General features: G+C 72.1%; 27 protein-coding genes. 15 read left to right on the top strand and 12 right to left on the bottom strand.

Annotated elements, in window-relative coordinates:
• Positions 1-4: 4 nt before the first annotated feature.
• Both DPQ23_RS03800 and DPQ23_RS03795 read right to left on the bottom strand, forming a co-directional pair.
• Positions 5-1,216, bottom strand: a complete 1,212-nt coding sequence (locus DPQ23_RS03800) for a glycosyltransferase (protein ID WP_162630628.1) — start codon at positions 1,214-1,216, stop codon at positions 5-7.
• Positions 1,209-2,495, bottom strand: a complete 1,287-nt coding sequence (locus tag DPQ23_RS03795) for a glycosyltransferase family 4 protein (protein ID WP_112873560.1) — start codon at positions 2,493-2,495, stop codon at positions 1,209-1,211. Before DPQ23_RS03795 ends, DPQ23_RS03800 begins: the two co-directional genes overlap by 8 nt.
• Positions 2,496-2,640: 145 nt before the next feature.
• Between DPQ23_RS03795 and DPQ23_RS03790 the strand changes: the two genes are divergently transcribed.
• On the top strand, positions 2,641-3,339 hold the full coding sequence (locus DPQ23_RS03790; protein ID WP_112873370.1) for a fumarylacetoacetate hydrolase family protein: 699 nt from the start codon (positions 2,641-2,643) through the stop codon (positions 3,337-3,339).
• 180 nt (positions 3,340-3,519) lie between these two features.
• Here DPQ23_RS03790 and DPQ23_RS16040 read toward each other — a convergent pair whose 3' ends face one another.
• Entirely contained in the window at positions 3,520-5,043 is a 1,524-nt protein-coding gene (locus tag DPQ23_RS16040) for a M10 family metallopeptidase (RefSeq protein WP_112873369.1), read from the bottom strand.
• 154 nt (positions 5,044-5,197) lie between these two features.
• A complete protein-coding gene (locus DPQ23_RS03780; protein ID WP_112873368.1) occupies positions 5,198-6,202 on the bottom strand; it encodes an alpha/beta fold hydrolase in 1,005 nt (334 codons plus the stop codon).
• A gap of 427 nt (positions 6,203-6,629) precedes the next feature.
• On the opposite strand from DPQ23_RS03780, the gene DPQ23_RS03775 reads away from it, so the two are divergent.
• A complete protein-coding gene (locus tag DPQ23_RS03775) occupies positions 6,630-7,376 on the top strand; it encodes a YoaK family protein (protein ID WP_112873367.1) in 747 nt (248 codons plus the stop codon).
• Positions 7,377-7,454: 78 nt separating this feature from the next.
• Here DPQ23_RS03775 and DPQ23_RS03770 read toward each other — a convergent pair whose 3' ends face one another.
• Together DPQ23_RS03770 and DPQ23_RS03765 are read right to left on the bottom strand one after the other, a co-directional pair.
• Positions 7,455-8,153 (bottom strand): GntR family transcriptional regulator, encoded by a 699-nt coding sequence (locus DPQ23_RS03770; protein ID WP_112873366.1) that lies wholly within the window; start codon positions 8,151-8,153, stop codon positions 7,455-7,457.
• Positions 8,153-9,514 (bottom strand): formimidoylglutamate deiminase, encoded by a 1,362-nt coding sequence (locus DPQ23_RS03765; protein WP_112873365.1) that lies wholly within the window; start codon positions 9,512-9,514, stop codon positions 8,153-8,155. Before DPQ23_RS03765 ends, DPQ23_RS03770 begins: the two co-directional genes overlap by 1 nt.
• Positions 9,515-9,615: 101 nt before the next feature.
• Here DPQ23_RS03765 and hutI point away from each other — a divergent pair, with 101 nt between their 5' ends.
• The 9 genes from hutI (at position 9,616) to DPQ23_RS03720 (ending at position 18,496) form a co-directional block, all read left to right on the top strand.
• Positions 9,616-10,815 (top strand): imidazolonepropionase, encoded by a 1,200-nt coding sequence (gene hutI / locus DPQ23_RS03760; protein ID WP_112873364.1) that lies wholly within the window; start codon positions 9,616-9,618, stop codon positions 10,813-10,815.
• Positions 10,812-12,338, top strand: a complete 1,527-nt coding sequence (gene hutH / locus DPQ23_RS03755) for a histidine ammonia-lyase (protein WP_112873363.1) — start codon at positions 10,812-10,814, stop codon at positions 12,336-12,338. The genes hutI and hutH overlap by 4 nt, the downstream gene beginning before the upstream one ends.
• Complete coding sequence (gene hutG / locus DPQ23_RS03750; protein ID WP_240602401.1) at positions 12,335-13,165, top strand: N-formylglutamate deformylase; 831 nt, start codon at positions 12,335-12,337, stop codon at positions 13,163-13,165. Before hutH ends, hutG begins: the two co-directional genes overlap by 4 nt.
• Positions 13,166-13,168: 3 nt before the next feature.
• Positions 13,169-14,851: a urocanate hydratase gene (hutU, locus tag DPQ23_RS03745; RefSeq protein WP_112873362.1), complete on the top strand. Its 1,683-nt coding sequence runs from the start codon at positions 13,169-13,171 to the stop codon at positions 14,849-14,851.
• Positions 14,848-15,522: a HutD/Ves family protein gene (locus tag DPQ23_RS03740; RefSeq protein WP_112873361.1), complete on the top strand. Its 675-nt coding sequence runs from the start codon at positions 14,848-14,850 to the stop codon at positions 15,520-15,522. The genes hutU and DPQ23_RS03740 overlap by 4 nt, the downstream gene beginning before the upstream one ends.
• A complete protein-coding gene (locus DPQ23_RS03735; RefSeq protein WP_112873360.1) occupies positions 15,519-16,340 on the top strand; it encodes a transporter substrate-binding domain-containing protein in 822 nt (273 codons plus the stop codon). Before DPQ23_RS03740 ends, DPQ23_RS03735 begins: the two co-directional genes overlap by 4 nt.
• A gap of 79 nt (positions 16,341-16,419) precedes the next feature.
• On the top strand, positions 16,420-17,067 hold the full coding sequence (locus tag DPQ23_RS03730; RefSeq protein WP_112873359.1) for an amino acid ABC transporter permease: 648 nt from the start codon (positions 16,420-16,422) through the stop codon (positions 17,065-17,067).
• Positions 17,067-17,723 carry an amino acid ABC transporter permease gene (locus DPQ23_RS03725; RefSeq protein WP_112873358.1) on the top strand — a complete coding sequence of 219 codons (657 nt, stop codon included), beginning with the start codon at positions 17,067-17,069 and terminating at the stop codon, positions 17,721-17,723. The genes DPQ23_RS03730 and DPQ23_RS03725 overlap by 1 nt, the downstream gene beginning before the upstream one ends.
• A gap of 2 nt (positions 17,724-17,725) precedes the next feature.
• Positions 17,726-18,496, top strand: coding sequence for an amino acid ABC transporter ATP-binding protein (locus DPQ23_RS03720; RefSeq protein ID WP_112873357.1), 771 nt, complete (start codon positions 17,726-17,728; stop codon positions 18,494-18,496).
• A gap of 187 nt (positions 18,497-18,683) precedes the next feature.
• On the opposite strand, the gene DPQ23_RS03715 is transcribed toward DPQ23_RS03720, so the two are convergent.
• Entirely contained in the window at positions 18,684-19,817 is a 1,134-nt protein-coding gene (locus tag DPQ23_RS03715; protein ID WP_112873356.1) for an acyl-CoA dehydrogenase family protein, read from the bottom strand.
• Positions 19,814-20,968, bottom strand: a complete 1,155-nt coding sequence (locus tag DPQ23_RS03710; RefSeq protein ID WP_112873355.1) for a CaiB/BaiF CoA transferase family protein — start codon at positions 20,966-20,968, stop codon at positions 19,814-19,816. The genes DPQ23_RS03715 and DPQ23_RS03710 overlap by 4 nt, the downstream gene beginning before the upstream one ends.
• Before the next feature lie 84 nt (positions 20,969-21,052).
• Here DPQ23_RS03710 and DPQ23_RS03705 point away from each other — a divergent pair, with 84 nt between their 5' ends.
• Both DPQ23_RS03705 and DPQ23_RS03700 read left to right on the top strand, forming a co-directional pair.
• Complete coding sequence (locus DPQ23_RS03705; protein ID WP_112873558.1) at positions 21,053-21,991, top strand: LysR family transcriptional regulator; 939 nt, start codon at positions 21,053-21,055, stop codon at positions 21,989-21,991.
• Between the two features lie 165 nt (positions 21,992-22,156).
• Positions 22,157-23,281, top strand: coding sequence for an HWE histidine kinase domain-containing protein (locus DPQ23_RS03700; RefSeq protein WP_112873354.1), 1,125 nt, complete (start codon positions 22,157-22,159; stop codon positions 23,279-23,281).
• Between the two features lie 153 nt (positions 23,282-23,434).
• Here DPQ23_RS03700 and DPQ23_RS03695 read toward each other — a convergent pair whose 3' ends face one another.
• On the bottom strand, positions 23,435-23,839 hold the full coding sequence (locus tag DPQ23_RS03695; protein WP_162630627.1) for a M20/M25/M40 family metallo-hydrolase: 405 nt from the start codon (positions 23,837-23,839) through the stop codon (positions 23,435-23,437).
• Complete coding sequence (locus DPQ23_RS03690; RefSeq protein WP_112873352.1) at positions 23,833-24,057, bottom strand: peptidase dimerization domain-containing protein; 225 nt, start codon at positions 24,055-24,057, stop codon at positions 23,833-23,835. The genes DPQ23_RS03695 and DPQ23_RS03690 overlap by 7 nt, the downstream gene beginning before the upstream one ends.
• Before the next feature lie 249 nt (positions 24,058-24,306).
• On the opposite strand from DPQ23_RS03690, the gene DPQ23_RS03685 reads away from it, so the two are divergent.
• The gene (locus tag DPQ23_RS03685; RefSeq protein WP_112873351.1) at positions 24,307-24,810 is read left to right on the top strand and encodes a MarR family winged helix-turn-helix transcriptional regulator; all 504 of its coding nucleotides are present in this window, start codon (positions 24,307-24,309) and stop codon (positions 24,808-24,810) included.
• On the opposite strand, the gene DPQ23_RS03680 is transcribed toward DPQ23_RS03685, so the two are convergent.
• Entirely contained in the window at positions 24,811-25,194 is a 384-nt protein-coding gene (locus DPQ23_RS03680) for a hypothetical protein (protein WP_112873350.1), read from the bottom strand.
• Between the two features lie 91 nt (positions 25,195-25,285).
• On the opposite strand from DPQ23_RS03680, the gene DPQ23_RS15310 reads away from it, so the two are divergent.
• Positions 25,286-25,447, top strand: coding sequence for a hypothetical protein (locus DPQ23_RS15310; protein ID WP_162630626.1), 162 nt, complete (start codon positions 25,286-25,288; stop codon positions 25,445-25,447).
• Here DPQ23_RS15310 and DPQ23_RS03675 read toward each other — a convergent pair.
• The coding region (locus DPQ23_RS03675) for a PfkB family carbohydrate kinase (protein WP_112873349.1) at positions 25,444-26,067 on the bottom strand (624 nt) is incomplete at its 5' end. The two genes, DPQ23_RS15310 and DPQ23_RS03675, sit on opposite strands and share 4 nt — an antisense overlap.

The following is a 26,067-nucleotide window of genomic DNA, read 5'->3' as shown; positions in this document are numbered from 1 at the left end:
GGGGTCAGTCCGCCCCGCTGACCGCGTCGATCTGATGCAGCAGCTTCAGCGCGTTGGCGTGGTGGTCGAACGCCTCGACCGCGCGGGCGCGCGCCGCCCGGCCGATGGCGGCGCGGCGGGCGGGGTCGTCCATCAGCCCGCGCAAGGCGCCCGCGATCGCCTCGACGTCCTGCTGCGGCACGAGGAGGCCGTCGTGACCGTCGCGGATCATGTCGGGCGTGCCCCCGATGACCGAGGCCACGACCGGCAGGCCGCAGGCCATCGCCTCCATCACCGCGACAGGGGCGGCCTCGCCCTGCCCGATCGAGGTCAGCGCCAGCGCGTCGGCCCCGTGCAGCAGGTCGCGCACCCCGTCCTCGGCCACGGCGCCGGTCAGCCGGGTGCAGTCGCCCAGGGACAGCGCCGCGATCTCGGCCAGGATGGCGTCACGGTCGGGGCCGTCGCCCGCGATCACGCAGGACAGCGCCCGCCCCTCGGCCCGCAGCCGGGCCAGCGCGCGCAGCAGGAACCGGTGCCCCTTGACCTGCGCCAGCCGCGCCACGGTGACCACGGTGAACGGCCGGTCGGGCGGCGAACCCGCGCGCGGACGAAAGCGGTCGGTGTCCACGCCCATCCAGATCACCGGGTTCGGCACCCCCGGCGCAACCCCCGCGACCTGCGCCGCAAGCGCCCCGGTGACGGTGCTGACAAAGCGCGCAGCGCCCATCTTGGCGGCGTGGTCGGTGCCATAGACATCCAGGTCGCCGTGCAGCGTCAGGCTGTAGCCGGGCCCGCCCAGCCGGTGCGCCAGCACCGCCAGATGCGCGGCGTCGGCGCAGGAATGGACGTGCAGATGCCGCGCGTTCACCGCCCGGCAGGCCTGCGCCAGATCGGCCGCGCTGGGGATCAGCGCCACCAGCCGGGCGCGGCCCCTGGCCGGGGTCTGGCGCAGCCCGGCCACATAGGCGGTCGCCCGGGCCAGCGCGACAGGACGCAGCGCCAGCGCCGCGGCGGGTCCGGGGCGGGGCGGGAACAGGTATTGCGTGCGCGCCCGCGCCTCGTCCCGGAAGGGGTGCGGGCAGGCGTCCAGCGGCGGGCGACGGGTCGAGAACAGGGCGACCTGCGCGCCCGCATCCTCGATCGCCGCGATCTCGCGCCAGAAGAAGGCGTGCGTCTGCTGCGGAAACTCGGGCACCAGATAGGCGATCGGGCGGGGATCGGGCGCGCGGTCAGGCATAGGCCGCAAAGTCCCCCAGCGGACGCCCGGCCAGCACGGCCTCATAGATCTGCGCGGTGTAGCGCGCCTTTTCGTCCCAGTCGAAGCGGGCGGCATGGGCCTGCGCGCGCGCCACCATACCGGCCAAGGGCGCGGGGTCGGTGACGCAGCGTTCCATCGCCGCGCGCAGGTCCACGATCAGATCCTCCAGCGGGGCCAGCGGCACGGCGATGCCGCGCCCCTCGGCCACAAGCGCGCCGGGCGCGCCATAGTCGGCCACAAGGCAGACCATGCCGCAGGCCATCGCCTCGATCACGACGCCCGCGCCCAGTTCGCGGATCGACGGAAAGACAAAGGCGTCGGCCTCGCGCATGGCGCCTGCCACCTCGGCCTGGGACTTGCGCCCCTCGAACACGATCCGGTCGGCCGCGCCGGCCTCGGCGACCATCGCCTCCAGCCGCGGGCGCTCGGGGCCGTCGCCGATGATCGACAGACGGTGGCCCGCCAGCGCCGGCGCGGTCGCAAAGGCCCGGATCGCCGCCTCGGGCAGCTTGTAGGGGACCAGCCGGCCCGCATACAGGAACCGGAACGGACCGGGCCCTGAGAACGCCGGGCGGCGGCCCTTGGCGTGAAAGATCGCGGGGTCGATGCCGATTTCGGGGAACGACACGATGCGCGCGGGATCGACGGCGGTCAGGTCGTCGATGGTGTGCTGGAACGCCGCCAGCACGCAGGCGGCCCGGCGCCACGTCCGGCGGGCATAGGGCAGCAGGCGGTAAGCCCCGCGCAGCGCCCGCAGCCGTTCCTTTTCGCGCCGCTGCTCGCCGGCATAGGCGGCGGGCCAGTCCAGGTTGCCGTTCAGCGGCCCGATCACGAACGGCTGCCGCGTCCGCCCGGCCATGGGCGAGGGCAGCGTCGGCGACATCGGCGTGATGCGGTGGACCAGGTCGAATTCGCCCCCCGCCAGCCGCGGACGAAACCGGCGAAGGGTCTGATGTTCGAACGCCAGATAGGGCAGATAGGCCATCATCTGGCTGGTGGACCACGCCACCTGGTCCCCGCCGCGCAGCGCCCGCGCCAGCTTGTACATCGGCGCGGCCAGCCATTCGGTGTCGATGTAGCTGACCGGCCCCGTCATGTCGCCCGCGGCCTCGATGTTGTCGCGGTTGCGCACATGCGTGACCAGCGTGATGTCGGCCGCCCGGCCCAGCGCACGGGCATAGTTGTAGCCCACGATCGGCAGCGAGGGCCACTGGGGGTTGCAGTCCTCGGCAAGGATCAGCACGCGCGGCCGGGCCATCAGCATCCCCCATGTGGCAGGTCGCACGCACCATAGGCAGGTCGCGCGGTGGTTGCAAACAGCCGGGAACGCGGCGGCGCACTCGACAAGACGGCGGGCATGGTCATGCTGGCGCTCGCCGCACGCACCCTGGGGGACCCCCGCCATGACGACGACGCTTTTCCCCTCGCCTGCCTGGCCCACGCTGCCTGTGCGGGGCGAGGACGCCGTGTTCCCCGTCCACCGCGTCTTCTGCGTGGGGCGCAACTATGCCGCCCATGCCGCGGAAATGGGGGCCGAGGTGGACCGCGAGGCGCCCTTCTACTTTACCAAGTCGGCGCTGGCCGTCGTGCGCGGCGGGGCGCGCCTGCCCTATCCGCCCGGCACCGCGGATTATCACCACGAGATGGAACTGGCCGTGGCCATCGGTGCGCCGGCCTTCCGGGTCACGGCGGCGCAGGCGATGGACGCGGTGCTGGGTTATGGCGCGGGGCTGGACATGACGCGGCGCGACCTGCAGGCGCGGTTCAAGGACCGCCGCCAGCCGTGGGACCTGGCCAAGGACGTCGAGGGGTCGGCCGTGATCGGCCCGATCACCCGCGCGGCCGATCTGGGGGCGCTGGGCAGCCGGCGCATCAGCCTGACGCTGGACGGCGCGACGCGGCAGGATGCGCGGCTGTCCGACATGGTCTGGTCGGTGCCCGAACTGGTGGCGGATCTGTCGCGGTTCTATCATCTCGCCCCCGGCGACCTGATCCTCACCGGCACCCCCGCGGGCGTGGGGCCGGTCGTGCCCGGCAGCGTGGTCCGGGGCGAGATCGACGGGCTGGACCCTGTCGAGCTGACCGTGACAGACCCCGAGTGACGCGCGGCCCTGACGGCCCCCGTCCACCGTCCAACGGGCACGAACGCCGTTCACCGGGCCTGCGACGCCGCCGGCGGCGCGCCCTGCGTCCCGCGGCGCCTGCCGCGGCCGCGCGCGGCGGGGCCACCGGACGGCACGGCGCAGGGCCGGGCAAGCAGGTCGCGGCAAGGGCGCACCCGCTCACCACAGGACATTCGTGGCATCCAGCGCGCCCCGGTCCTGATCCTCGATGGTCAGCGTGTGATCGCCCAGGCGGAACACCACATCGTCGCCCGACAGGGTCAGCCGGGCCCGGACGTCATCCCAACTGTCCAGACCGGCAAGGCCGCGCAGGTCGATCACGTCGGTTGCCGGATCGAACCACTGCACCCGGTCCGCACCGCTGGTGAACACAAAGCGGTCGCGCCCGGCGCCGCCGCGCAGCAGATCGTTCCCGGCCCCCCCGTCCAGCACGTCCGCCCCCGTGTTCGCGATCAGCGTGTCCGCCCCCGCGCCGCCGCGCAGCCAGTCGTTGCCGTCGCCCCCGCTGATCCGGTCCGCCCCGAGGCCGCCGGTCAGCGTGTCCCGTCCCGCCCCGCCCAGCATCTGGTCGGCACCGGCGCCGCCAGACAGCGAATCGTTGCCCGCGCCCCCGTCCAGAAGGTTTGCGCCCGCGGACTCGAACAGGCTGTCGTTGCCCGCGCCGCCCAGCAGCCGGTCGTCGCCCCTGCCGCCGAACAGCCGGTCGTTGCCGTCCTCGCCCGCCAGCGTGTCGCGCCCGTCCCCGCCCTGAAGGGCATCCGCGCCGGCACGGCCATAGAGGCGGTCGGCCCCGTTCCCGCCGGCCAGGCGGTTCGCGGCGCCATTGCCGACGAGGGTGTCCGCGCCCGCGCCCCCTGTGGCGTGCTCGATCACCGTGCCGGTGGCGATCTGCATGTTGCCCAGCGCGCCCATGACGTCCGAGATGGCCCCCGCCGCAAGGTTGATCCGCTGCGCGGCCGTGAAACCGGCAAAGTTGACGTGATCGACCCCGCCATGGTCGGCCACCAGGAACGTGACCCGCTGCTCGGACTGTCCCAGCGGGGCGGCCCGGTCCAGCGCCCCGCCCGCCGTCGAGCCGACGCCATAGGTGGTGTTGCCCAGGCGCATGGCAGGGGCGTCGTACATCTGCCGCAGGGCAAGATGATCGGCCATCATCGGCGTCAGGTGATAAGCCTTGTCGGCATCGACCCATGTGTTCTCGGTCTGGTCGAAATACGACATCAGGCTGATCTGCCAGCTGTCGTTCGCGACGCTCGACTGCGAGAACGCGCGCACGGTTCCGTAATCCTGCGGGTGGCCCAGCCCCAGCGCGTGCAGCGTCTCGTGCATATAGGTGCGGAACGCAAAGCTGCCATAGCCGTCGCCTGGGGCGACCCGGTCCGAGGCGATCCGCACGTCTGCCCAGTTGATCGTATTACCCTCCCCCGAGGTCTGCGTCTGCGCGCCCTTGCCGTCGTTCGAATACTCGATCTGCGCCGATCCCGTGGTGTCCGCAAAGCGCAACCCGGTCACGGACGCGATCTCGGCCAAAGCGGCGCGGGCCAGACCCTTTTCCTGACCGGTCAGGTCGGTCAGGTTGACGGTGATCCCCGACGAACCGGGGCGCATCGTCCGCGTCTCGCCGTCGGGATACGAGGTTGTCATCAGCCGGTCGGCGAACTGCTGGGGCGTCAGAACTTGCATGCGATTCTCTCAGCGTGGCAAAGGTGATCCATGGCCCAGATGGGGCCAGCCCATGCGAATGCATAGCCCAGAAATGCCGATCAACCAATGGTTGTGTTTCGGCTCACGTCACAATCAAGGGTCATTGCAAGTCCCGTCAGCCCGGGCGCGCCTGTCAGGACGCGACCCTGGCGATCGCGTCCAGAACAGCCTGTGTGGCGGTCTGGTGGACCATATGGCCCGTGTCGGGAACGCAAACAAAGCTGCTGCCGGCAATCTCGCGGTGCAGCCGGGCCGACTGGTCGTCGGGGGCCACGATGCGGTCCCCGGCCCCGGCGATGATCGCCACCGGAAGCCGCAGCGCGCCATAACGCCCTTGGGCCCTGGCGGCGCAGGGGACCATGAAGGCGGTTTCCTCGGCGCTGGCGCGCAGTTGCGACGGGCGCAGGGCCATTGCGCGGGGAAACGCCCGGAACTTGCGGGGCATCGCCGCGGGGCCAAAGATCTTGCGCATCAGCCCGGGCCAGATCAGGCGCCCCATCAGGGGGGCCACGGTGTGGCGCATCGCATCGCCCACGACCGGAACGGCCGGCATCGACAGCGCGACCACATCGACACGGGGCGAGGGATAGTAGTACCCGGCCTCCAGCACCAGGGCGCGGACCAGGTCGGGATGGCGGTGCGCCATCGCCAGCGCGACCGCGCCCGACCAGGAATGGCCCAGCACCACCGCCGGCCCGGCCCCCAGCCTGCGCAGGGCCGCGGCCAGCAGGTCCGCCTGCGCGTCGGGCGTCCACAGCCTGTCGCGCGGACGCTCGCTGTAGCCATACCCCGGACGGTCGAAGACGATGACCCGGTGCCGCCGGGCGGCCTCGTTCACCAGCCCGCTGGACAGGAAGTCCTGGATCATGCTGCCGTTGCCATGCAGCAGCACCAGCGGCGATCCCGTTCCGCGTTCCAGATAGTGCAGCCGGACCCCGTCCACCTGCACGAACGCGCCCAGGGGCGGGTTGTCCCGTTCGGCCCGGCGGGCGTTGCGATGGTTCAGGACGGCCGCGGCCGTCAGCGCAGCGGCCGTCCCGACAAGGGCCAGCGCCCGTGCCCGTGCCCGTGGCCTTGGCCGTGAACGGCGGCGCGCGGCCGCGGGAACGAACGGATCGTGAGAGCGGCGAGAGGTCATCGGGGTCATCCTGCAAGGGGCATCCGGGCAACCTTCGGTCAGGCCGATGCTGCATTGCAGCGAAACGCATCCGGCCCGCGCGGGTTCCGCGCAGGCAGGCGGGGCAACCGGCGCTGTGGCCGAAAGCAGCGCAAGGGCCGTCCGAAAGGTGCCGCCGCCGCGTGGCCAGCCGCCCGCCGGACCCCGGCCGGCACCGCGCCCCGTGGCAGGGCCGAAACGCCCGTCCTTTGCAGGGGCGACGATTCGGGACGGACAGGACGCCTCCGCCTCCGGTGGTCTCTGGCCCTGACGCGGGCGGCGCGGGCTGGTATCGTCCCGCCTGCCGCCCCCCCTGGGCCGCAGACGTGGAAAGGACGACCGGCGTGTGTACTCTCTCCGATTCCGCGCGGAACGCGGCCGTCTCCTGCCTGCGGGCGGGCCGGCCGCGATGACGCCGCGCCCCCGCATCCTGCGGCCGATCGCCCTGGCCCGCGTTCTGACGGGGCACCGCCGCTCGCGCGGGTCCGATCTCGTGCTTGCGACGGTGCTTGCGGCGGTCGCGGGGGCGTCGAACGCCGGCGGCTTCTTTGCGCTGGGGGCCTATACGTCGCACATGACGGGGTATCTCTCGCAGGTGGCCGACAGCCTGGTGATCGGCCAAGTGCGCGTGGCCTTGGTCGCGGTGGCCGCCATCGGGGCCTTTGTCACGGGGGCCGCGTTCAGCACGATCCTGATCAACTGGGCCCGCATCCGGCACGTCGGCGGGCAGTATGCCTTGCCCATCGCGGTGCAGGGCGGCCTTCTGGCCTGCTTTGCCGGGGGCGGCGTCTTCACCGGAGAGTGGGGCCGCGTCTTTTCGCTGACCTGCCTGTGCTTCATCATGGGCATGCAGAACGCGACGATCACCAAGATATCGGGGGCGCGCATCCGCACGACCCATGCGACCGGCATGATCACCGACATCGGCATCGAGCTTGGCCGCGCAGCCTTCCGGCGCGCCCATCCCGGCAGGGGACGGGGCGCGGACCGTACACGGCTGGCGATCCATCTTCAGCTTGTGGGCACGTTCGTCGCGGGGGGCGTGGCCGGTGCGCTGGGGTTCGCGCACGCAGGCTTTGCCTTTGCCCTGCTGCCGGCCGCGATCCTGCTGGCGCTGTCCGTCCCCGCGCTGTGGCGCAGGCGAGGCCGCGCGTGATGCGGCGCGCGGGGCGGCGTGGCCTGCACAGGCCGACCGCAGGCGGGGGGCACGGCCGCTGCGGCGCGGGGGGCGCGCTCAAAGCTCGGTCGCCAGCCGGTGGCCCGGCGGGTAGGATTGCCGCACCCAGGTGATCGGCCGGTCGCCGGTCCAGGTGGTGCGCTCGGCCAGAAACAGCGCGTCGCCGGGGGCACAGCGCAGGATCTCGGCGGTGTCGGCGTCGGCGGTCGCGGCCGACAGGATCAGCTGCCCGCGGGTATAGGGGACGTTGCGGACCAGCCAGGCGTTCGCGCTGACCCGTTCAAGGTCCACGTCCAGCAGGGCGGGCACCGCCTGCGGGTTCACCCAGCGATCCTCATAGGCATAGGGCGCGCCGTCCGACAGGTGCAGCGCGCGCAGGTGCAGCAGCGGGTCGGCCGCGGCCAAGCCCAGGGCGCTGCGGACCTGCAAGGGGGGCTGGGCGGTTTCGCGCCCGATCAGGGCATAGCCGTAGGTGCCGCCCCGCGCCTCGATCTCCTCGTGGATGACGGGGATCTGCAGCGTGGCCTTTCGCACCGGGTTCAGCGCGACATGGGTGCCCGCCTTGCGCCGCCGGGTCAGCAGGCCGGCGTCGGCCAGTTCGCGCAGCGCGCGGCTGACCGTCGCGCGGGCGCAGCCGAACTCGGCCGCCAGGTCGGTCTCGTTGGGGATCAGGGCGCCGGGCAGCCATTCGCGGCTGCGGATGCGCCGCAGGACCTCGGCGTGGACCGACTGCCAGCCGACCGGCGCGGGCGGCATCAGAGCGCGTCCCGCAGGCCGGCGCAGGCCCGGGCATAGCGCCGGGTGATCGCCTCGCGCGCGATGTGGTGGCCGTCCTGCACCAGATGCCGGCCCGCCGCCCAGACATCGCGCACCATCCGGTCGTCGCCGGCAAAGATCCAGGCGTCCAGGATCGCGTCCCCCTTGCGGCCCTGAAGGTCCACCGCCCCGCCGTCCAGCGCCACCAGATCGGCCCAGGCCCCCGGCGCGATCGCGCCCGCCGCCCGCCCGGCCGCCTGCGCGCCGCCCGCGGCCGCGCCTTCGAACAGGACCCGGCCGGTGGACCGGTCCGCCGTGGCCAGCGCCGCGCGCGAGCGGTCGCGCAGCCGCTGCGAATACTCCAGCGTCCGCAGCTCCTCGGACAGCGCGATGCGGATGTTGCTGTCGGACCCCACGCCGAACCGGCCGCCCGCCCCCAGGAACCGCACCCCGTCGAAGATGCCATCGCCCAGCGACGATTCGGTGATCGGGCACAGGCCCGCGACCGCCCCGCTGGCGGCCAGGTCCAGCGTCTCGGCCGGGTCCATCTGCGTGCAGTGGATCAGGCACCAGCGCCCGTCCACCGGCGCATGGTCCAGCAGCCAGCGCGTCGGACGCGCGCCGCGGGCGGCCAGCACCTCCTCGACCTCGGCCGTCTGCTCGGCCAGATGCATGTGGATCGGGCCGTCGCCCAGCGCGATGGCGGCGGCCAGCCCCTCGGGCGTGACCGCGCGCAGGCTGTGGGGGGCCACGCCCAGCCGGGTGTCGGCGGGCAGGCCCGCCAGCGCGGCGCGCGCGCCCTCGACCAGGCGCGCGAACCCGTCGGGATCGTTGCCGAAGCGGATCTGTCCTGCGCCCAGCGGCCGCCGGTCGCAGCCGCCGAACTGGTACAGGACCGGCAGCAGCGTCAGGCCGATGCCGCTGGTCCGCGCCGCCGCGGCGATGCGCGCCGACATCTCGGCCGGGTCGTCATGGGGCAGGCCGCCGGGGCGGTGGTGCAGATAGTGGAACTCGACGTTGCAGGCGTATCCGGCCTCCAGCATCTCCATCTGCACGAAGGCGGCGATGGCCTCGACGTCGTCGGGCGTCAGCCGGTCGAGAAACCGGTACATCAGCTGCCGCCATGTCCAGAAGCTGTCGCGCGGATCGGGGCCGCGCCGCTCGGTCAGACCCGCCATCGCACGCTGAAAGGCGTGGCTGTGCAGGTTTGCGGGCGCGGGCAGCAGGATGGCGTGGCGGTCCCCCTGGGGTGCGGCGCCGGACTGCACGCCGGCGATGCGCCCGGCGTCGTCAACCTCGACCCGGACGGCCTCGGCCCATCCCCCGGCCAGAAGCGCCTGTTCCGCCCACAAAATCGTCATGTCGTGCCTCGCGTCAGGATGGTGTTGACAGTCTCGTTATGTACATGCATATTATCGTTAAGCGCGCATTAAACAAGCCGCCCCGCACACAGGAACGATGAATGGCCGGCGATCTTTATCACAACGCCCGAATCGCGACGCTGGATGGCCCCGACCTGGGGCTGATCGAGGGTGGGGCGGTCCTTGTCCGGGACGGGCGCATCGCCTGGGTCGGCGCGATGGCGGATCTGCCCCCTGATCATGCCGGGGCGGCCCGGCACGACCTTGACGGGCGGCTGGTGACGCCCGCGCCCATCGACTGCCACACCCATCTGGTCCACGGCGGCGACCGCGCACGCGAGTTCGAGATGCGCCTGCAGGGCGCGAGCTATGAGCAGATCGCCCGCGCGGGCGGCGGCATCCTGTCCACCGTCGCGGCCACCCGGGCCGCGACCGAGGACGAGCTGGTCCGCCAGGCCCTGCCCCGGCTGGACGCGCTGATCGCCGAGGGCGTCGCCACGGTCGAGATCAAGTCCGGCTATGGCCTGGACCGCGACGCCGAGCTGACGATGCTGCGCGCCGCCCGGCGTCTGGGGACGCTGCGCCCGGTGCGGGTGCGGACCAGCTTTCTGGGCGCGCACGCCTGCCCGCCGGAATATGCCGGCCGTCCCGACGCCTATCTGGACGAGATCTGCCTGCCCACCCTGCGCGCGGCGCACGCCGAGGGGCTGGTGGACGCGGTGGACGGGTTCTGCGAGGGCATCGCCTTCACGCCCCATCAGATCGCGCGCGTGTTCGATGCCGCGCGCGGGCTGGGCCTGCCGGTCAAGCTGCACGCCGAGCAGCTGTCCCACCAGGGCGGCACGGCTCTGGCCGCGCTGCACGGGGCGCTGTCGGCCGATCACGTCGAATACGCGACCGAGGCCGACGCGGTGATGATGGCCGCGTCCGGCACCGTGGCGGTGCTGCTGCCCGGCGCGTTCTATACGCTGCACGAAACCCAGGTCCCGCCGATTGCGGCGTTCCGCGCGCACGGCGTGGCGATGGCGCTGTCCACCGACTGCAACCCCGGCACCTCGCCCCTGACCTCGATCCTGCTGACGATGAACATGGGCTGCACGCTGTTCCGCCTGACCCCGGCCGAGGCGCTGCGCGGCGTGACCGTGAACGCGGCGCGCGCGCTGGGGCTGGACGATTGCGGGCGGATCGCGCCCGGACTGCGCGCCGACCTGGCCGTCTGGGACGTGGCGGACCCCGCCGAACTGGCCTGGCGGATCGGCTTCAACCCGCTGCACCGCCGCATCTTTGGAGAGTCGGAATGACCATCACCCTGACCCCCGGCCACGCCACCCTGGCGGACCTGGAACGGCTGTGGCGCGAGGGCGTCCCCATGCGCCTGGACCCCGCCGCGCGCGGCCCGGTCGAGGCGGCCGCCGCGCAGATCGCCGCGGCCGCGCAGGGCGAGGCGGCGGTCTACGGGGTCAACACCGGCTTCGGCAAGCTCGCCTCGGTCAAGATCGCCGCGCAGGACACCGCCACGCTGCAGCGCAACCTGATCCTGTCCCACTGCTGCGGGGTGGGCGATCCGATCCCGGAACCCGCCACGCGGCTGATGATGGCGCTCAAGCTGCTCAGCCTGGGCCGCGGCGCCTCGGGGATGCGCTGGGACATCATCGCCCTGATCGAGGCGATGCTGGCGCGCGGCGTGGTGCCGGTCATCCCGGCGCAGGGCTCGGTCGGGGCCTCGGGCGACCTGGCGCCGCTGGCGCACATGACCGCCGTGATGATCGGCGAGGGCGAGGCGACGGTGGGCGGCCAGCGCATGGCCGGGGCGCAGGCGCTGGCGCAGGCGGGCCTGACCCCCGTGACGCTGGGCGCGAAAGAGGGGCTGGCCCTGATCAACGGCACCCAGTTTTCCACCGCGCTGGCGCTGGTGGGGCTGTTCGAGGGCTGGCGCAACGCGGTGTCCTGCATGGTGACGGCGGCGCTGTCCACCGACGCCATCATGGGCTCGACCGCGCCCCTGCAGCCCGAGATCCACGACCTGCGCGGCCATGCCGGCCAGATCGAGGTCGCCCGCCAGATGCGCGCGCTGATGGACGGCTCGCAGATCCGCGAAAGCCACCGCGAGGGCGACAGCCGCGTGCAGGACCCCTATTGCATCCGCTGCCAGCCGCAGGTGGCGGGCGCGGCGCTGGACGTGCTGGGATTCGCCGCCCGCACCCTGCAGATCGAGGCGAACGCCGTCACCGACAACCCGCTGGTGCTGGGCAACGGCCGCATCGTGTCGGGCGGCAACTTCCACGCCGAGCCGGTGGCCTTTGCGGCCGACCAGATCGCGCTGGCCGTGGCCGAGATCGGCGCGATCGCCCAGCGCCGCGTCGCGCTGATGGTGGACCCCACGCTCAGCCACGACCTGCCGCCGTTCCTGACGCCGGAACCGGGGCTGAACTCGGGCCTGATGATCGCCGAGGTGACGACCGCCGCCCTGATGAGCGAGAACAAGCATCTCGCGAACCCCTGCTCGACCGACTCGACCCCCACCTCGGCCAACCAGGAGGATCACGTCAGCATGAGCGCGCATGGCGCCCGCCGGCTGGGCCGCATGAACGACAACCTGTCCGTGATCCTGGGGGTCGAGGCGATCTGCGCGGCGCAGGGGATCGAGTTCCGGGCGCCCCTGGTGACGTCGGCGCGGCTGCAGGCCGTCTTGGCCGCGCTGCGCGCCGAGGTCCCGGCCATCGGCAAGGACCGCTACCTGGCCCCCGATCTGGTGCGCGCGGCCGAGATGATCCGGTCGGGCGCGCTGATCCGCGCCGCCGGCCTTCAGGACGTCGCCCCGTGACGGGCGCCGTGACCGGCGTCGTGACCGGCGTCGCCCCCGACCCCGTGGTGGTGCAGCGCGGGGACGGTCCTGTGGTGCTGGGCCTGCCGCATGTCGGAACCTGGCTGCCGCCCGCCGTCCACGCCGCGCTGAACGATCGCGGCCGGCGGCTGGCCGACACGGACTGGCACGTCGAGGCGCTGTATGACGGGCTGCTGGCGGGCGCGACGACGGTGCGCGCGACCTTTCATCGCTATGTCATCGACGCCAACCGCTCACCCGCGGACGACAGCCTGTATCCGGGGCAGAACACCACCGGGCTGGTGCCGCTGACCGACTTCGACGGCCATCCGATCTGGGACACGCCCCCCGACGCGGCCGGGATCGAGGCCCGTCGCGGCGCCTTCCACGCGCCCTATCACGGGGCGCTGGCGGCCGAGCTGGACCGCGTCCGCGCGCGGCACGGCGTGGCGATCCTGTATGACTGTCATTCGATCCGCTCGCGCATCCCGTTCCTGTTTGCCGGCACGCTGCCCGATTTCAACATCGGCACCGCCGACGGCACGACCTGCGATCCCCGGATCGAGGACGAAGCCGCCCGCCGGTGCCGCGCGACGGGGCGCACGACGGTCGTGAACGGCCGCTTCAAGGGCGGCTGGACGACGCGCCATTACGGCCGCCCCGACGGGGGCATCCACGCCATCCAGATGGAACTGGCGCAATCCACCCACCTGACGGCCGAGGCGCCGCCGTTCGACCTGGACCCCGGCAAGGCCGCGGCCCTTCGTCCGGTGCTGGCCGACATCCTGCAAACGCTGGCCGCCCTGGCCCCTGACCTGCGAGGCTGACCCATGACCGACCGCCGCCACAACGCCCGCGACATCTATCCCGCGACGGGGACCGAGATCACGGCGAAGAGCTGGCTGACCGAGGCGCCCTTGCGGATGCTGATGAACAACCTGCATCCCGACGTGGCCGAGAACCCGCACGAGCTGGTCGTCTATGGCGGCATCGGGCGCGCGGCGCGGACCTGGGACGACTTTGACCGCATCGTCGCGTCCTTGCGCGCGCTGGAGGAGGACGAGACGCTGCTGGTGCAGTCGGGCAAGCCGGTGGGCGTGTTCCGCACCCACAAGGACGCGCCCCGCGTGCTGATCGCGAACTCGAACCTGGTGCCGCACTGGGCGACCTGGGACCATTTCAACGAGTTGGACAGGAAGGGCCTGGCCATGTACGGCCAGATGACCGCCGGGTCCTGGATCTATATCGGCACGCAGGGCATCGTGCAAGGCACCTACGAGACCTTTGCCGAGGCCGGGCGCCAGCATTACGGCGGCAGCCTGAAGGGCAAGTGGATCCTGACCGCGGGCCTGGGCGGCATGGGGGGCGCGCAGCCCCTGGCCGCGGTGATGGCCGGGGCCTGCTGCCTTGCCGTCGAATGCGACGAGACGCGCGCCGACTTCCGCATCCGCACCCGCTATTGCGACGCCAAGGCCCACACGCTCGACGAGGCGCTGGCGATGATCGACCAGTGGACCAAGGCCGGAGAGGCGAAGTCCGTGGCCCTGATCGGCAACGCCGCCGAAGTGTTCCCGGAGCTTGTCCGTCGCATGAAGGCGGGCGGGCCGGGCCCCGACATCGTGACCGACCAGACCAGCGCCCACGATCCGATCCACGGCTATCTGCCGCTGGGCTGGAGCGTCGCCGAATGGCGCGCCCGGCAGGAGACCGAGCCCAAGGCCGTCGAGCACGCCGCCCGCGCCAGCATGATGGTCCATGTCGCCGCGATGGTCGATTTCTGGAACGCGGGCGTGCCCACGCTCGACTATGGCAACAACATCCGCCAGGTCGCGTTGGAGGAAGGGTTGGAGAACGCCTTCGCCTTCCCCGGCTTCGTGCCCGCCTATATCCGCCCGCTGTTCTGCCGGGGCATCGGCCCGTTCCGCTGGGCGGCGCTGTCGGGCGACCCCGAGGACATCTACAAGACCGACCAGCGCATGAAGGAGCTGTTTCCCGACAACGCCCATCTGCACAACTGGCTGGACATGGCGCGCGATCGCATCGCCTTCCAGGGCCTGCCGGCGCGGATCATGTGGATCGGCCTGGGCGACCGCCATCGCGCGGGCCTGGCGATCAACGAGATGGTGCGGACCGGCGAGCTGAAGGCCCCGGTGGTGATCGGGCGCGACCATCTCGACTCGGGGTCGGTGGCAAGCCCCAACCGGGAAACCGAGGCGATGAAGGACGGCTCGGACGCGGTGTCGGACTGGCCGCTGCTGAACGCGCTGCTGAACTGCGCCTCGGGCGCGACCTGGGTGTCGCTGCACCACGGCGGCGGCGTCGGCATGGGGTTTTCCCAGCATTCCGGCATGGTGATCTGCTGCGACGGGTCCGAGGACGCCGACCGCCGGATCGAACGGGTGCTGTGGAACGACCCGGCCACGGGCGTCATGCGCCACGCCGACGCGGGCTATGACATCGCGCTGGACTGCGCGCGCGAACATGGGCTGACCCTGCCCGGCATCCTGGGATGAGGCCGATCCGCCGCCGCGACCTGCCCGCGCAGCCCTGGAGGAACGGCGGCGGGGTGACGCGAGAGATCGCGGTCCATCCCCAGGGCGCCGGCCTCGACGGCTTCGTCTGGCGCATCAGCCTGGCCGAGGTGGCGGCGGACGGCCCCTTCTCGGCCTTTCCCGGCATCGACCGGACGCTGACGGTGATCGAGGGCATGGGCCTTGCGCTGGATTTCGGCGGCGGAACGGTCGCCCTGCCCCCGGGCCAGCCCCTGCCCTTTCCCGGCGAGGCGCCGGTCGCGGCGCGGCTGGCGCAGGGACCGATCACCGACCTGAACGTCATGACCCGGCGCGGCGCGGCGCGGCACGTGGTCACACGGCTGGGGCCGGGCGATCCGGTTCCCGCGGGCACCACGGCGCTGGTCGCACTGGGTCCCGCAGCGGTGGACGGCCACGGCCTTGCGGCCGGCGACACCCTGCTGGCGGCCCCGGGCGACGCTTGGGAAGGCGCCGTTTCAGGCGGGCCGCTGCTGGCGGTGACGATCGCCACGATCCCTGCGACAAGGGACCACCCCGCCGGGGAACTGGCGTTTCCGCGGCAGCCGGCGATAGACTCGGCGCCGCACGACCACCCGGCGCCCGCGGGCGCGGCCGCCGGTTCACCCTTGCCCCACCAACAGGAGACGACATGACCATCCGCACCACCCTGAAATCCGCGGCGATCGCCGCGGTGGCCCTGGGACTGGCCGCCTCGGGCGCGCTGGCCGACCAGCTGGCCGACATCAAGGCCGCCGGCAAGATCGTGACCGCGACCGACATGCACTATGCCCCCTTCGACATGCTCAACAACGGCACCTACGAGGGGATGACCAAGGACCTGTTCGACGAGGTGGCCAAGGAGATCGGGGTCGAGCCCGTCTATCAGGACATCCCGTGGACCGCCGAGCTGCCCGGGCTTGAGGTCAAGAAGTTCGACATCGTGATCGCCCCTGTGACGATCACGCCCGAGCGGCTGGAGCGTTACACCTTTACCCTGCCGATCGCCGACGCCACCGTCTCGCTGGTCAAGGCCGCCGGCAACGCCGACATGACCAAGCCCGAGGACATCAAGGGCAAGACCGTGGGCGTCCAGCAGGGCACCGCGCAGTTCAAGCAGCTTCAGGCCTATGGCGAGCAGCTTGGCGGGATCACGATCAAGGAATACGGCACCACCGACGAGGCCTATGCCGACCTGTCGGCGGGCCGCCTGGACGCGGTGGCGGGATCGCTGCCGAACCTGACCTATCTGGTCAAGTCGCGCCCCGAATCCTTCGCCCTGTTCGAGCCGGCCAAGTTCGGCCAGCCCACCTACTTCGGCTGGGTGCTGCGCAAGGACCCCGAGACCGAGAGCTTTGCCAAGGCGATCAACGACGCCATGCTGAAGATGACCGACGACGGCCGGATCAAGGCGATCCAGGAAAAATGGCTGGGCTCCTACACCGAGCTGCCGCGCGAAGTTCCCGTGAACTGAGCCCCCACGCGGGGCGGGAGCGATCCCGCCCCGATCCCCCCTTCCGTTCCCGTCGCCCCCGGACGGACCCGAGGTTCGCATGTTCTCGATCCCGACCTTCCTGGAAAGCCTGGTGCCGCTGTTCTGGGCGGCGCGATACACGCTGCTGATCTCGGTGGCGGGGATCGCGCTTGGACTGGTGATCGGCACGCTGGTCTGCGCCGCCCGGCTGTCGCCGTCGCGGGCGCTGCGCCGCGCGGGCGCGGTCTGGGTCAGCTTTCTGCGCGGCGTGCCGCTGCTGGTGCAACTGCTGGTCTTCTACTACTCGCTGCCGCTGTTCGGCCTGGACGTGCCGGCGATGGTCGCGGCCATCGTGACCGTCGGCATCTGCGCCAGCGCCTACATCTCGGAAATCTGGCGCGGCGCGATCAACGCCCTGCCGCGCGGCCAGGCCGAGGCGGCGGTCGCCATCGGCATGACGCCGCAGGACGTCTGGCGCCGGATCATCCTGCCGCAGGCCTTTACCCTGTCGCTGCCCGCGCTGATCAACGAGCTGATCCTGCTGGTCAAGGCGTCCTCGCTGGTGTCGGTGGTCGGCATCCTGGAAATCACCCGCGCCAGCCAGGCGCAGGCGGCCACGACGTTCCGCCCGCTCGAGGTCTATCTGGCGGCGGCCTGCATCTATCTGGTGATCAACCTGTGCCTTGCGGCCCTGGGGCGCTATCTCGAACACAGGACGGCCGTGTGATGGACCTGCTGCAAACCTACGGGCCGGCGCTGCTGCGCGGCTTTGGCGTCACCGTCCTGTGCTGGGCGCTGGGCACCCTGTTCGGCATGACGCTGGGCCTGCTGATCGCGCTGATGCGCCACTACGGCCCGCGCTGGCTGAACTGGATCATCCAGGTCTATATCGAGGTCATCCGCGGCACGCCGTTCCTGGTGCAGCTGTTCGTGCTGTATTATGGCGGGCCGCTGATCGGGCTGCGGCTGGACGCGGTGCCCGCAGGCCTTCTGGGCCTGACCCTGTACGGCAGCCCCTATTTCGCCGAGATCTTCCGGTCGGGGTTCCGCGCCGTGGCTCCCGGCCAGATCGAGGCCGCCCGTGCCATCGGCATGTCCGAGCCGTCGATCGTGCGGCGCATCCTGCTGCCGCTCAGCCTGGTGTCGGCGCTGCCGGCGCTGGTCAACTTCTCGATCATCCTGACCAAGGAAACGGTCATCCTGTCGATCATCACGGTGCCCGAGCTGATGTACCAGGTCAGCCGGATGTCGGCCGAGACCTTCCGTTTCGTCGAGGCGAACCTGGTGCTGGCGCTGTTCTTCTGGGGTCTCGTCGAGACCATCTCGCGGCTGGGCCGCCGGCTCGAGACGCGCATCACGAAACATCTTCTCGAAAGGACCTGACGATGCAGGCCTCGTCCGTCGAAATCCGCAACGTCAGCAAGTTCTACGGGCCGTTCCAGGCGCTGCGGGACGTGAACCTGTCGATCCCGCCCGGCAAGGTGACGTGCCTGATCGGGCCGTCCGGTTCGGGCAAGTCCACGCTGCTGCGCTGCATCAACTTCCTCGAGGACTACAGCGCGGGCGAGATCCGCATCGACGGGCGGATGATCGGCTACGAGGCGCCGGGCAGGCGCATGCGCGGCCGCGCGCTGCGCGAGATGCGGCGGTCAATCGGGATGGTGTTCCAGCAGTTCAACCTGTGGCCCCACATGACCGCGCGCGAGAACGTGGCCGAGGGGCTGATCCGCGTCCGGGGCCTGTCGCGGCCGGACGCCGCGGGACGCGCCGCCGACGCGCTGGCCAAGGTCGGGCTGGCCGACAAGATGGACAACCACCCCTCGCGCCTGTCGGGCGGCCAGCAGCAGCGCGTCGCCATCGCCCGCGCCATCGCGATGGAGCCGCGGCTGATGCTGTTCGACGAGCCGACCTCGGCGCTGGACCCCGAGCTGGTGGGCGAGGTGCTGCACGTGATGAAGGCGCTGGCGGGCGAGGGCATGACCATGGTCGTCGTCACCCACGAGATGGGCTTTGCCTCGCACGTGGCCGATCAGGTGGCCTTCATGGAACGGGGCGAGCTGGTCGGCGTGGACACGCCCGGCCGCATCCTGCACCAGCCGGAAGACCCGCGCATCCAGGGGTTCCTGCGGACCTATCACGAGCGCAACAGCTTCTGACCCGTTCGGTCCCCGCCAGGACGAGCGAGGGCCATGGCCTGTCGTCCCGGAAACCCCGCGGCAGCATCGCCCCCTCGCCCGCGACGCGCGGCCGCGCTGGTTCGCACCCAGCGTCACGAACGCCGTCCCGGCAGCCTAACGCGGGCGCGAACGCGCCGGTCAGGCTGCGCAAGGGACGGGCGGTCCGTCAGGCCAGCAGGCCGCGCGCGATGATCGTGCGCTGGATTTCCGAGCTGCCCTCGTAGATGCGGAAGATCCGCAGGTCGCGCAGATACCGCTCCAGCGGAAAGTCGCGGCAATAGCCATAGCCGCCATGGATCTGCAGGGCGCGGTCGGCGATGCGCCAGGCGGCCTCGGACGCGAACAGCTTGGCGTGCGCGCTTTCGGTCGAGTAGCGCGCGCCCGTGCCGCGCAGCCGCGCCGCGGCCAGTCCCAGCGCGCGTGCCGCGGCCAGGTCGTTGGCGCTGTCGGCCAGCATCCACTGAAGGCCCTGGAAGTCGGCGATGGGATGCCCGCCCACCTGGCGGTCCCGGGCATAGGCGATGGCGGCGGCCAGCGCGGCCTCGGCGATGCCGGTCGCCTGGGCGGCCACCTCGATGCGGCCGTTGTCCAGCACCTTCATCGCCGTGCGGAACCCCGTGCCCTCGTTGCCCAGCCGGTTCGCGGCCGGAACATGGCAGTCGTCGAAGCTGACCCCGAAGACATGGCCGCCGCGCAGGCCCATGGTCCGTTCGGCCGGGCCGATGGTGATGCCGCGGCTCGCCTTCGGCTCGACCACAAAGGCCGACACGCCGCGGGCGCCCGCGCCGGGGTCGGTCTTGGCAAAGACCACCATGAAATCCGCCGCCCCGGCGTTCGAGATGAAGCATTTCGACCCCTGCAACCGATAGCCATCGCCGTCGCGCCGGGCGGTCGTGCGCATGTCGGCCGGGTTCGACCCGGCCTGCGGTTCGGTCAGCGCGAATGCCCCCAGCGCCCCGGCCGCCGCGGGCGGCAGGAACCGCGCCCGCAGCGCCGCGTCGCCCCCCAGATGCAGCGCATCCGTCGCCAGGTAATGCGCCGTCAGCATCGAGGCCGTGGCCCCGCAGGCCCCGGCGATCAACTCGACCGCCCGATAAAGGGCGGGCCCGGACAGGCCCAGCCCGCCGTCCGCCTCGGACAGGTTCAGCCCCATCAGGCCCAGCGCGGCCATCGCGGGCAGGTGGCAGGTGGCGAATGTCGCGGTCTCGTCCAGCGCGGCCGCGCGCGGGGCCAGCACCTCGGCGGCAAAGCGGGCGATCTGGTCCAGCAGCGCGCCCTCGTCCTCGGTCCAGTCGGTCATTGCACATCCTCCAGTTCGGCGCGGATCTGGGCGCCATGTTGGTCAAGCGCGGGGGCGGCCCGGCGCCCGCCGCGCGGGCTGTCCGAGAAATGCACCGGCTGTTCCGGCAGGCTGAGGGGCCCCAGGGCGGGGTGCTGCGCCACCGACGACAGGCCCCGCGCCTGCGCCTGGTCCGACAGCCAGGCCTGACGCGCGGTGGCCAGTTCCGACGCCGGCACGCCGGCCGCTGACAGCGCGGCGACGGCCTGCGCGGCCGTCAGGGTTCCCGCCCAACCGGCGATGGCCTCGGCCAGCTGCGGCTCGTTCGTGCGGCGCGCCGCGTCGCCGGCAAACCGCGGATCGGCGGCCAGTTCGGGCCGGCCGATGACGTGGCAGAAGGCGGCGAACAGCTTGTCGTTCAGCACGGCCACCGCAAAATGGCCCTGCCCCGCGGGATAGACCCCGAAGGGCGCGGACAGCGCATGGCGGTTGCCGGTGCGGACGGGATCGGCGTCGGTCACAAGGACCCGCGCGCCGGCGGTCGGCATCATCGACAGCAGCGCGTCGAACAGCGCGATGTCCACGACCCGGCCCCGGCCCGTCCGGCTGCGGTCGAACAGGGCCACCATGATCCCCCAGGCGGCGAACAGCCCGCCCGCCACGTCGGCCAGCGCCTCACCGACCATCGTGGGCGGGCCGTCCGCCTCTCCGGTCTGGGCCATCAGCCCGGCCATGGCCTGCACGATGATGTCATAGGCGGGCCGTGCCGCGTTCGGGCCGCCCTGCCCGAACCCCGACACCGAGGCATAGACCAGCCCTGCGTTTCCCGCCTGCAGGGTGGCGGCGTCCAGCCCCAGCCGCGCCATCACCCCGGGCCGGAAATTCTCGACCACCACGTCGGCGCGGTCCGCGAGGCGTCGTGCAAGCGCCAGGTCGTCGGGCGCGCGCAGGTCCAGCACGATCGACCGCTTGCCGCGGTTCACGGTCTGGAACAGCGCGCTTTCGCCGTCGCGGAAGGGGCCGACATGACGATACTCGTCGCCGTCCGGCGCCTCGACCTTGATGACGTCGGCGCCCAGGTCGGCCATCAGCGCGGTCGCATAGGGTCCGGCCAGGACGCGGGTGAAGTCGAGCACCCGCACCCCCGCCAAGGGTTGTTGTTGCTGTGGCATGGGTCCCCCGTGTTCAGCCTTGGGGACCGCGCTATCACGCCGCGCGCTATTGGCGGAAATAGCGATCCGGCATAGACTGGATTGGTGAAACCTATTCCCTTCGACTTTCGCCAGATCCGCTATCTGCTTGCCGTGGCCGAGACGGGTTCGACGGCGGCCGCCGCCCGGGCCGTCCATGTCTCGCAGCCCTCGGTCTCGCAGGCCGTCGCCCGTATCGAGGCGCATTTCGGGCAGCCGCTGTTCCTGCGCCGCCCCGGCCAGGGGATGCAGCCCACGCCCTTTGGCCGCCACAAGCTTGAGGCGCTGGCCGGCCTGATGGCGCAGGGACGCGCGATCCTTGCCCCCGACGCGGGGCTGGTGGGCGAGCTGTGCCTTGGGGTCTATTCCACGCTGGGTCCGCGCCATGCGCCGCGGCTGATCCGCGCCTTTGGCGCGCGCCATCCCGGTGCCCGCGTGCGGCTGGTCGAGGATGACCTGCACGGGCTGGCCCAGGGGCTGCGCCGCGGCCAGGTCGATCTGGCGCTGGTCTATGACATCGGGCTGTCGGCCGATCTGGACATCGTGCCCTTGCGTGCCAGTCCCCCCTTTGCCCTGGTCGCACCCGATCACCCGCTTGCGGGGGCGGGCCGCGTCGGTCTGGCGGACCTGGCGCAGGACCCAGTCGTCCTGATCAACCTGCCGGAAAGCCGGGGCTATTTCCTGTCCCTGTTCCAGTTGGCGGGGGTGCGGCCGCGCATCGCGGCCGAGACAGGCTCGATCGAGATGCTGCGCGCGATGGTGGCGAACGGCCTTGGCGTGGGGGTGCTGGCGACCGACCTGCCGCACGACCGGGCGTGCGACGGGGGGCGCGTGGTCAGGCTTGCGCTGCGGGACGCGCTGCCGCCCAGCCGCATCGCCCTGGCCCGCGCCGCGTCGCTGGCGCCGACGGCCCTGGCCGAGGCGTTCACGCGGCTGTGCCGCGAGCTGCTGTCGGACCGGCCCGGACCGGACGGGACGGACCCGCCGCCCGGCGGCGGCGCCTGACCGTCCGGCGGGGGTCGCGGCGCGGCCGGATCAGGTCGCGGTTGCCGCGCCCCGGCACCGCGGGGTAAGACGGGGCAAGCGTCGGGCGCCTGCGGATCGCGGCAGGCGGGACAGATTTCGGAGGGATGTCGGTCGTGTACGGGAACCAGGTCAAGGGATGCGGACATGACCGCTGACGGCGCGACCCCGCCGCCCGTGGCTTCGCCCGCGGCGGACGGCTGGAGCGAGGCCGACCGGCTTGCCGCGCTTTTGCGCTATGGCGTCCTCGACACCCCGCCCGAGCCCGAGTTCGACAACATCACGCGGGTCGCGGCACTGGTCTGCAAGGCCCCGATGGCGGTCGTCAACCTGATCGCCGACACGCGCCAGTTCTTCAAGTCCGAGATCGGCCTGGGGGTGCGCGAGATGCCGCTGGACGTGTCGCTGTGCGCGCGGGCGATCCTGGAACCCGACATGCTGGTGGTCCCGGACCTTGCGGCCGACGGGCGGTTCGACTGCAATCCGCTGGTGTCGGGAACGCCGCATCTGCGGTTCTATGCGGGGGCGCGGCTGGACACGCCCGAAGGTTTGCCGCTGGGCACGGTCTGCGTCCTGGACTATCACCCCCGGCCGGGCGGCCTGAGCACCGAGCAGCAGGAGGTCCTGCGCGCGCTGGCCCGCCAGACCATGGCGCATCTGGAACTGAAGCGGACGATCCAGACGCGCGACCTGCTGGCGCGCGAGCTGTCGCACCGCATCAAGAACGTCTTCAGCGTCGTCGGCGGGCTGGCCTCGGCCTCGGCCCGCGACAGCCAGGCGCACGGCTTTGCGGCCGCGTTCCGCGGGCGCATCGGCGCGCTGGCGCGGGCGCACGACTATGTCCTGCCCGACGGCACGGGGACCGAACGCGACAGCACCGTCCGGGGCCTGCTGACGGTGCTGCTGACGCCCTATGACGAGGACGGGCAGCGCATCAGGATCACCGGCGACGACCTGCCGCTGGGGCGGACCGCCGCGACGACGCTGGCCCTGATCCTGCACGAACAGGCCACCAACGCGATCAAGTACGGCGCGCTGTCGGGCGACCGGGGGTCGGTGCACGTGGACTGCCGCCGGCACGCCGACCGGTTCGAGATCGCGTGGGAGGAGTGCGGCGGCCCGCCGCCCGCAGGCCCCCCGGCGGCGACAGGGTTCGGCGCGACCATGGTGGCGGGCGGCATCGACAGCCTGGGCGGCGCCCTGACCGCCGAATGGGCGCCGCAGGGCCTGCGGGTCACGCTGTCCGTGCCGCTGCGGGCCTTGGCGGGCTGAGGTCACGCCCAGGGGACGCAGCCCGGCCGCCGGCAATTCGCCCGACACGGCGGGGCCGGGTCTGGCAGGGCGCCGCGCCGTCGCGCCGCGCGTTCCGACAGGCCGGGCCGCAGGATGGAAAGGCTGGGCCGCCGATCCCGCCGGCCCACCGGATCAGGCCCTCAGGCGATCTTCGGCCAACCGGACCAGGATCGTCGCGCCCAGCGGGATCAGGTCGTCGTTGAAGTCGAAGGCCGGGTTGTGAAGGGTCGGCCCGTGGCCCTGTCCCAGCCACAGGAACGCGCCCGGCGCGTGCTGCAGCATGTACGAGAAATCCTCGCTGCCGGTCAGCCGCGGCGCGTTGCCGTCCACCATCGCCGCGCCGACGATGCCGCCGGCGACGCGGATCGCCTGCGCCGCCTGTTCGGGCGCGTTGACCAGCGCGGGATAGCCGTCGTGGACGGTGACCTGCGCAGTCGCGCCAAAGCCCGCGGCGACACCGGCCGCCAGCGTGCGGATGCGCTCGACGATCAGGGCCTGCACCCCGGCGTCATAGCTGCGGATCGTCCCGTTCAGCACGGCGCGTTCGGGGATGACGTTGTAGGCCGAGAGCCGGCATGGATCTGGGTGATCGACAGCACCGCGGGCTGCTGGGGATCGACATTGCGGCTGACGATGGTCTGCAGGGCCTGCGCCAGGGCCACGGCGACCATGACGGGATCGACCGCCGCCTGCGGCATCGCGCTATGGGCGCCGCGCCCCTCGATCACGATGTCCAGGTTGTTCGAGGCGGTCATCGCCACGCCCGGCGGCGATCAGGCGGCTGGCCGAGATCTCGCCTCTCTGTTCGGTGGACGCGCCAAGACCCTCGGTCCCGGCCGGATATGCGACGGACATGACGTTCCTCCCTGTGGGCAATGTCGCAGACGCCCCCTCCTCAGGATGTCGATGCACGATCCCGCTGCCTCGATTAGTTGCATTCTGCAACAGTTGTGCTATGCCCGCATGCCCTCTAGCCTCTCCTCCGCAATGCCTGGTTGTCCTCCATGCTCAGACAAAGCCTGACGTATCAGCTCGCCTCGGTCGCCGAGGACGGGATCAGCAACGCCGGCCGCATTTTCGAGACCCGGTTCGGCCTGTCCGTGTACGAGATCCGGGTGCTGCGGCTGATCCGGGACAACCCGTCGGTGACCTTCACGCAGCTTGCGCAGCTGACCAAGTTCGAGCGCACGGCCACGTCGCGGATGCTGTCGCGGCTGATCAAGGCGGGGCTGGTGCAGCGCACCAACTCGCCCGTCGATGCGCGCCGGTTCACGCTGACCGTCATGCAGGCGGGGCAGGATCTGTGCGAACAGGCCGACCCGATCAGCCTGACGCTCGAGGCGATGATGCTGGAGCCGCTGAGCGAGCGGGAGCAGGAGGCGCTGCGCGCGATGCTGGGCCGGATCCTGACGTGGGTCCGGGCCGGCTACGCCGACAAGGTCGGAGACCGCTTTCCCGAGGCGCGCTCCGCCAGGCCCAGCCAGAAGGCCATACTGCGCGGGCGGTGACTATCTGCGCTTCCCGTGCCATGCCGACAGCGCGCCGGAGACCGACTGCAAGGGCAACCTCGGCGGGGCGATCACCCCGTCGATGGACGGGTTCACCGTCGGCCTGCGCGCCACAGGCGACAGCAGGCGCAGGTCGTCCGCTCCGGGCGACGATCCCGGCCCCGCTGCCGCCAGATCGTCCAGCGCGCAGACCGGCGTGCCCGGCTGCGCCGCCAGCCAGCCGGCGGGGTCGTCCATTTCCAGCAGGTCGCGCATCGTCGGCGCCTCGGGCGAGGTCACGTCGATCACCGCGCGATCGCGCAGGGTGACCAGCGCCGGGCCGATGCCGGGCCGCCAGACGCGCCCGGCCAGGCAGGCCCGGGCGGGCAGCCGCAACCCGGCCATCACCGTCCCCACCGCAGCGCCACGGGGTCCAGCGGCCGGACGAGGTCCAGCAGCATCGCGCGCGGCCCGCGTTCTGGCCGACCATGACGCGATGCTGCGCGCCCTGCAGACCCGTGACGCGGCCCTGATGGATGCGGCCATCACCGCGCATTTCGACGGGCTGGAACGCAACATCAGCCGCCTGCTGGGCCCAGCGTCCGGCCCGCAGGCCGACGAAGGCGCGGCGGGGGATGCCGGGGCGGCGGGGGGCTAGGCCAGGTCGACCAGCGCGCCGCGCCGGCGGATCACCTGGCGACTGACCGCATGGCCGGCGCGCACCGCGTCCGCACTGTCCTGCCCGCCCAGCCATGCGGCCAGAAAGCCCGCGTTGAAGCTGTCGCCGGCGGCGGTGGTGTCCACCGGCACCTCGGGCGCCAGATCGTCCACAAGGCCGCTGCCGCCCGCGCCGCCAAAGCGGATCGGGCCGCCGCCCGCCTTGACCACGACCGAGCCCGCGCCGGCGCCCAGATAACGCTCCACCGTCGCCTCGGCGCCGGTGTCGCCGAAATGCGCCGTCTCGTCGTCCAGGCTGGGCAGCACCAGGTCCGACAGGCCCGCGGCGCGCGTCACGCAGGCGCGCATGGTGGCCGCGTCGGGCCACAGCCGCGGGCGCAGGTTCGGATCAAGGGCGACCTGCACGCCGGCGGTGCGCGCCGCGGCCAGCGCGCACAGCAGATTGTCGCGGCCGGCCGGGGGCAGGATCGCCAGCGTGATCCCCGACAGATACAGCCAGTCCGCGCCCGACAGGCTTGCGGCCAGCGCGCCCGCGTCGTCGGCCAGCCGCCGGGCGGCCGAGTTGTCGCGCCAATAGCTGAAGCTGCGCTCGCCCCCGTC

Origin of the sequence: Paracoccus endophyticus (assembly GCF_003286075.1) — a bacterium.
Taxonomy (GTDB): domain Bacteria; phylum Pseudomonadota; class Alphaproteobacteria; order Rhodobacterales; family Rhodobacteraceae; genus Paracoccus; species Paracoccus endophyticus.
The sequence above is the reverse complement of the archived record's forward strand: the minus strand, read 5'-3'. Positions and strand labels throughout refer to the sequence as shown.

What these genes read in the sequence shown, in the direction of transcription:
- hutH (WP_112873363.1), top strand. Translation starts at nt 10,812, where the DNA reads ATGACCATCACCCTGACCCCCGGCCACGCCACCCTGGCGGACCTGGAA.
- DPQ23_RS03725 (WP_112873358.1), top strand. Translation starts at nt 17,067, where the DNA reads ATGGACCTGCTGCAAACCTACGGGCCGGCGCTGCTGCGCGGCTTTGGC.
- DPQ23_RS03790 (WP_112873370.1), top strand. Translation starts at nt 2,641, where the DNA reads ATGACGACGACGCTTTTCCCCTCGCCTGCCTGGCCCACGCTGCCTGTG.
- DPQ23_RS03770 (WP_112873366.1), bottom strand. Translation starts at nt 8,153, where the DNA reads ATGCCGCCCGCGCCGGTCGGCTGGCAGTCGGTCCACGCCGAGGTCCTG.
- hutU (WP_112873362.1), top strand. Translation starts at nt 13,169, where the DNA reads ATGACCGACCGCCGCCACAACGCCCGCGACATCTATCCCGCGACGGGG.
- DPQ23_RS03700 (WP_112873354.1), top strand. Translation starts at nt 22,157, where the DNA reads ATGACCGCTGACGGCGCGACCCCGCCGCCCGTGGCTTCGCCCGCGGCG.
- DPQ23_RS03735 (WP_112873360.1), top strand. Translation starts at nt 15,519, where the DNA reads ATGACCATCCGCACCACCCTGAAATCCGCGGCGATCGCCGCGGTGGCC.
- DPQ23_RS03720 (WP_112873357.1), top strand. Translation starts at nt 17,726, where the DNA reads ATGCAGGCCTCGTCCGTCGAAATCCGCAACGTCAGCAAGTTCTACGGG.
- DPQ23_RS03715 (WP_112873356.1), bottom strand. Translation starts at nt 19,817, where the DNA reads ATGACCGACTGGACCGAGGACGAGGGCGCGCTGCTGGACCAGATCGCC.
- DPQ23_RS03710 (WP_112873355.1), bottom strand. Translation starts at nt 20,968, where the DNA reads ATGCCACAGCAACAACAACCCTTGGCGGGGGTGCGGGTGCTCGACTTC.
- DPQ23_RS15310 (WP_162630626.1), top strand. Translation starts at nt 25,286, where the DNA reads ATGCTGCGCGCCCTGCAGACCCGTGACGCGGCCCTGATGGATGCGGCC.
- DPQ23_RS03685 (WP_112873351.1), top strand. Translation starts at nt 24,307, where the DNA reads ATGCTCAGACAAAGCCTGACGTATCAGCTCGCCTCGGTCGCCGAGGAC.
- hutI (WP_112873364.1), top strand. Translation starts at nt 9,616, where the DNA reads ATGGCCGGCGATCTTTATCACAACGCCCGAATCGCGACGCTGGATGGC.
- DPQ23_RS03730 (WP_112873359.1), top strand. Translation starts at nt 16,420, where the DNA reads ATGTTCTCGATCCCGACCTTCCTGGAAAGCCTGGTGCCGCTGTTCTGG.
- DPQ23_RS03780 (WP_112873368.1), bottom strand. Translation starts at nt 6,202, where the DNA reads ATGACCTCTCGCCGCTCTCACGATCCGTTCGTTCCCGCGGCCGCGCGC.
- DPQ23_RS03690 (WP_112873352.1), bottom strand. Translation starts at nt 24,057, where the DNA reads ATGACCGCCTCGAACAACCTGGACATCGTGATCGAGGGGCGCGGCGCC.
- DPQ23_RS03740 (WP_112873361.1), top strand. Translation starts at nt 14,848, where the DNA reads ATGAGGCCGATCCGCCGCCGCGACCTGCCCGCGCAGCCCTGGAGGAAC.
- DPQ23_RS03795 (WP_112873560.1), bottom strand. Translation starts at nt 2,495, where the DNA reads ATGGCCCGGCCGCGCGTGCTGATCCTTGCCGAGGACTGCAACCCCCAG.
- DPQ23_RS03775 (WP_112873367.1), top strand. Translation starts at nt 6,630, where the DNA reads ATGACGCCGCGCCCCCGCATCCTGCGGCCGATCGCCCTGGCCCGCGTT.
- DPQ23_RS03800 (WP_162630628.1), bottom strand. Translation starts at nt 1,216, where the DNA reads ATGCCTGACCGCGCGCCCGATCCCCGCCCGATCGCCTATCTGGTGCCC.
- DPQ23_RS16040 (WP_112873369.1), bottom strand. Translation starts at nt 5,043, where the DNA reads ATGCAAGTTCTGACGCCCCAGCAGTTCGCCGACCGGCTGATGACAACC.
- DPQ23_RS03765 (WP_112873365.1), bottom strand. Translation starts at nt 9,514, where the DNA reads ATGACGATTTTGTGGGCGGAACAGGCGCTTCTGGCCGGGGGATGGGCC.
- DPQ23_RS03680 (WP_112873350.1), bottom strand. Translation starts at nt 25,194, where the DNA reads ATGGCCGGGTTGCGGCTGCCCGCCCGGGCCTGCCTGGCCGGGCGCGTC.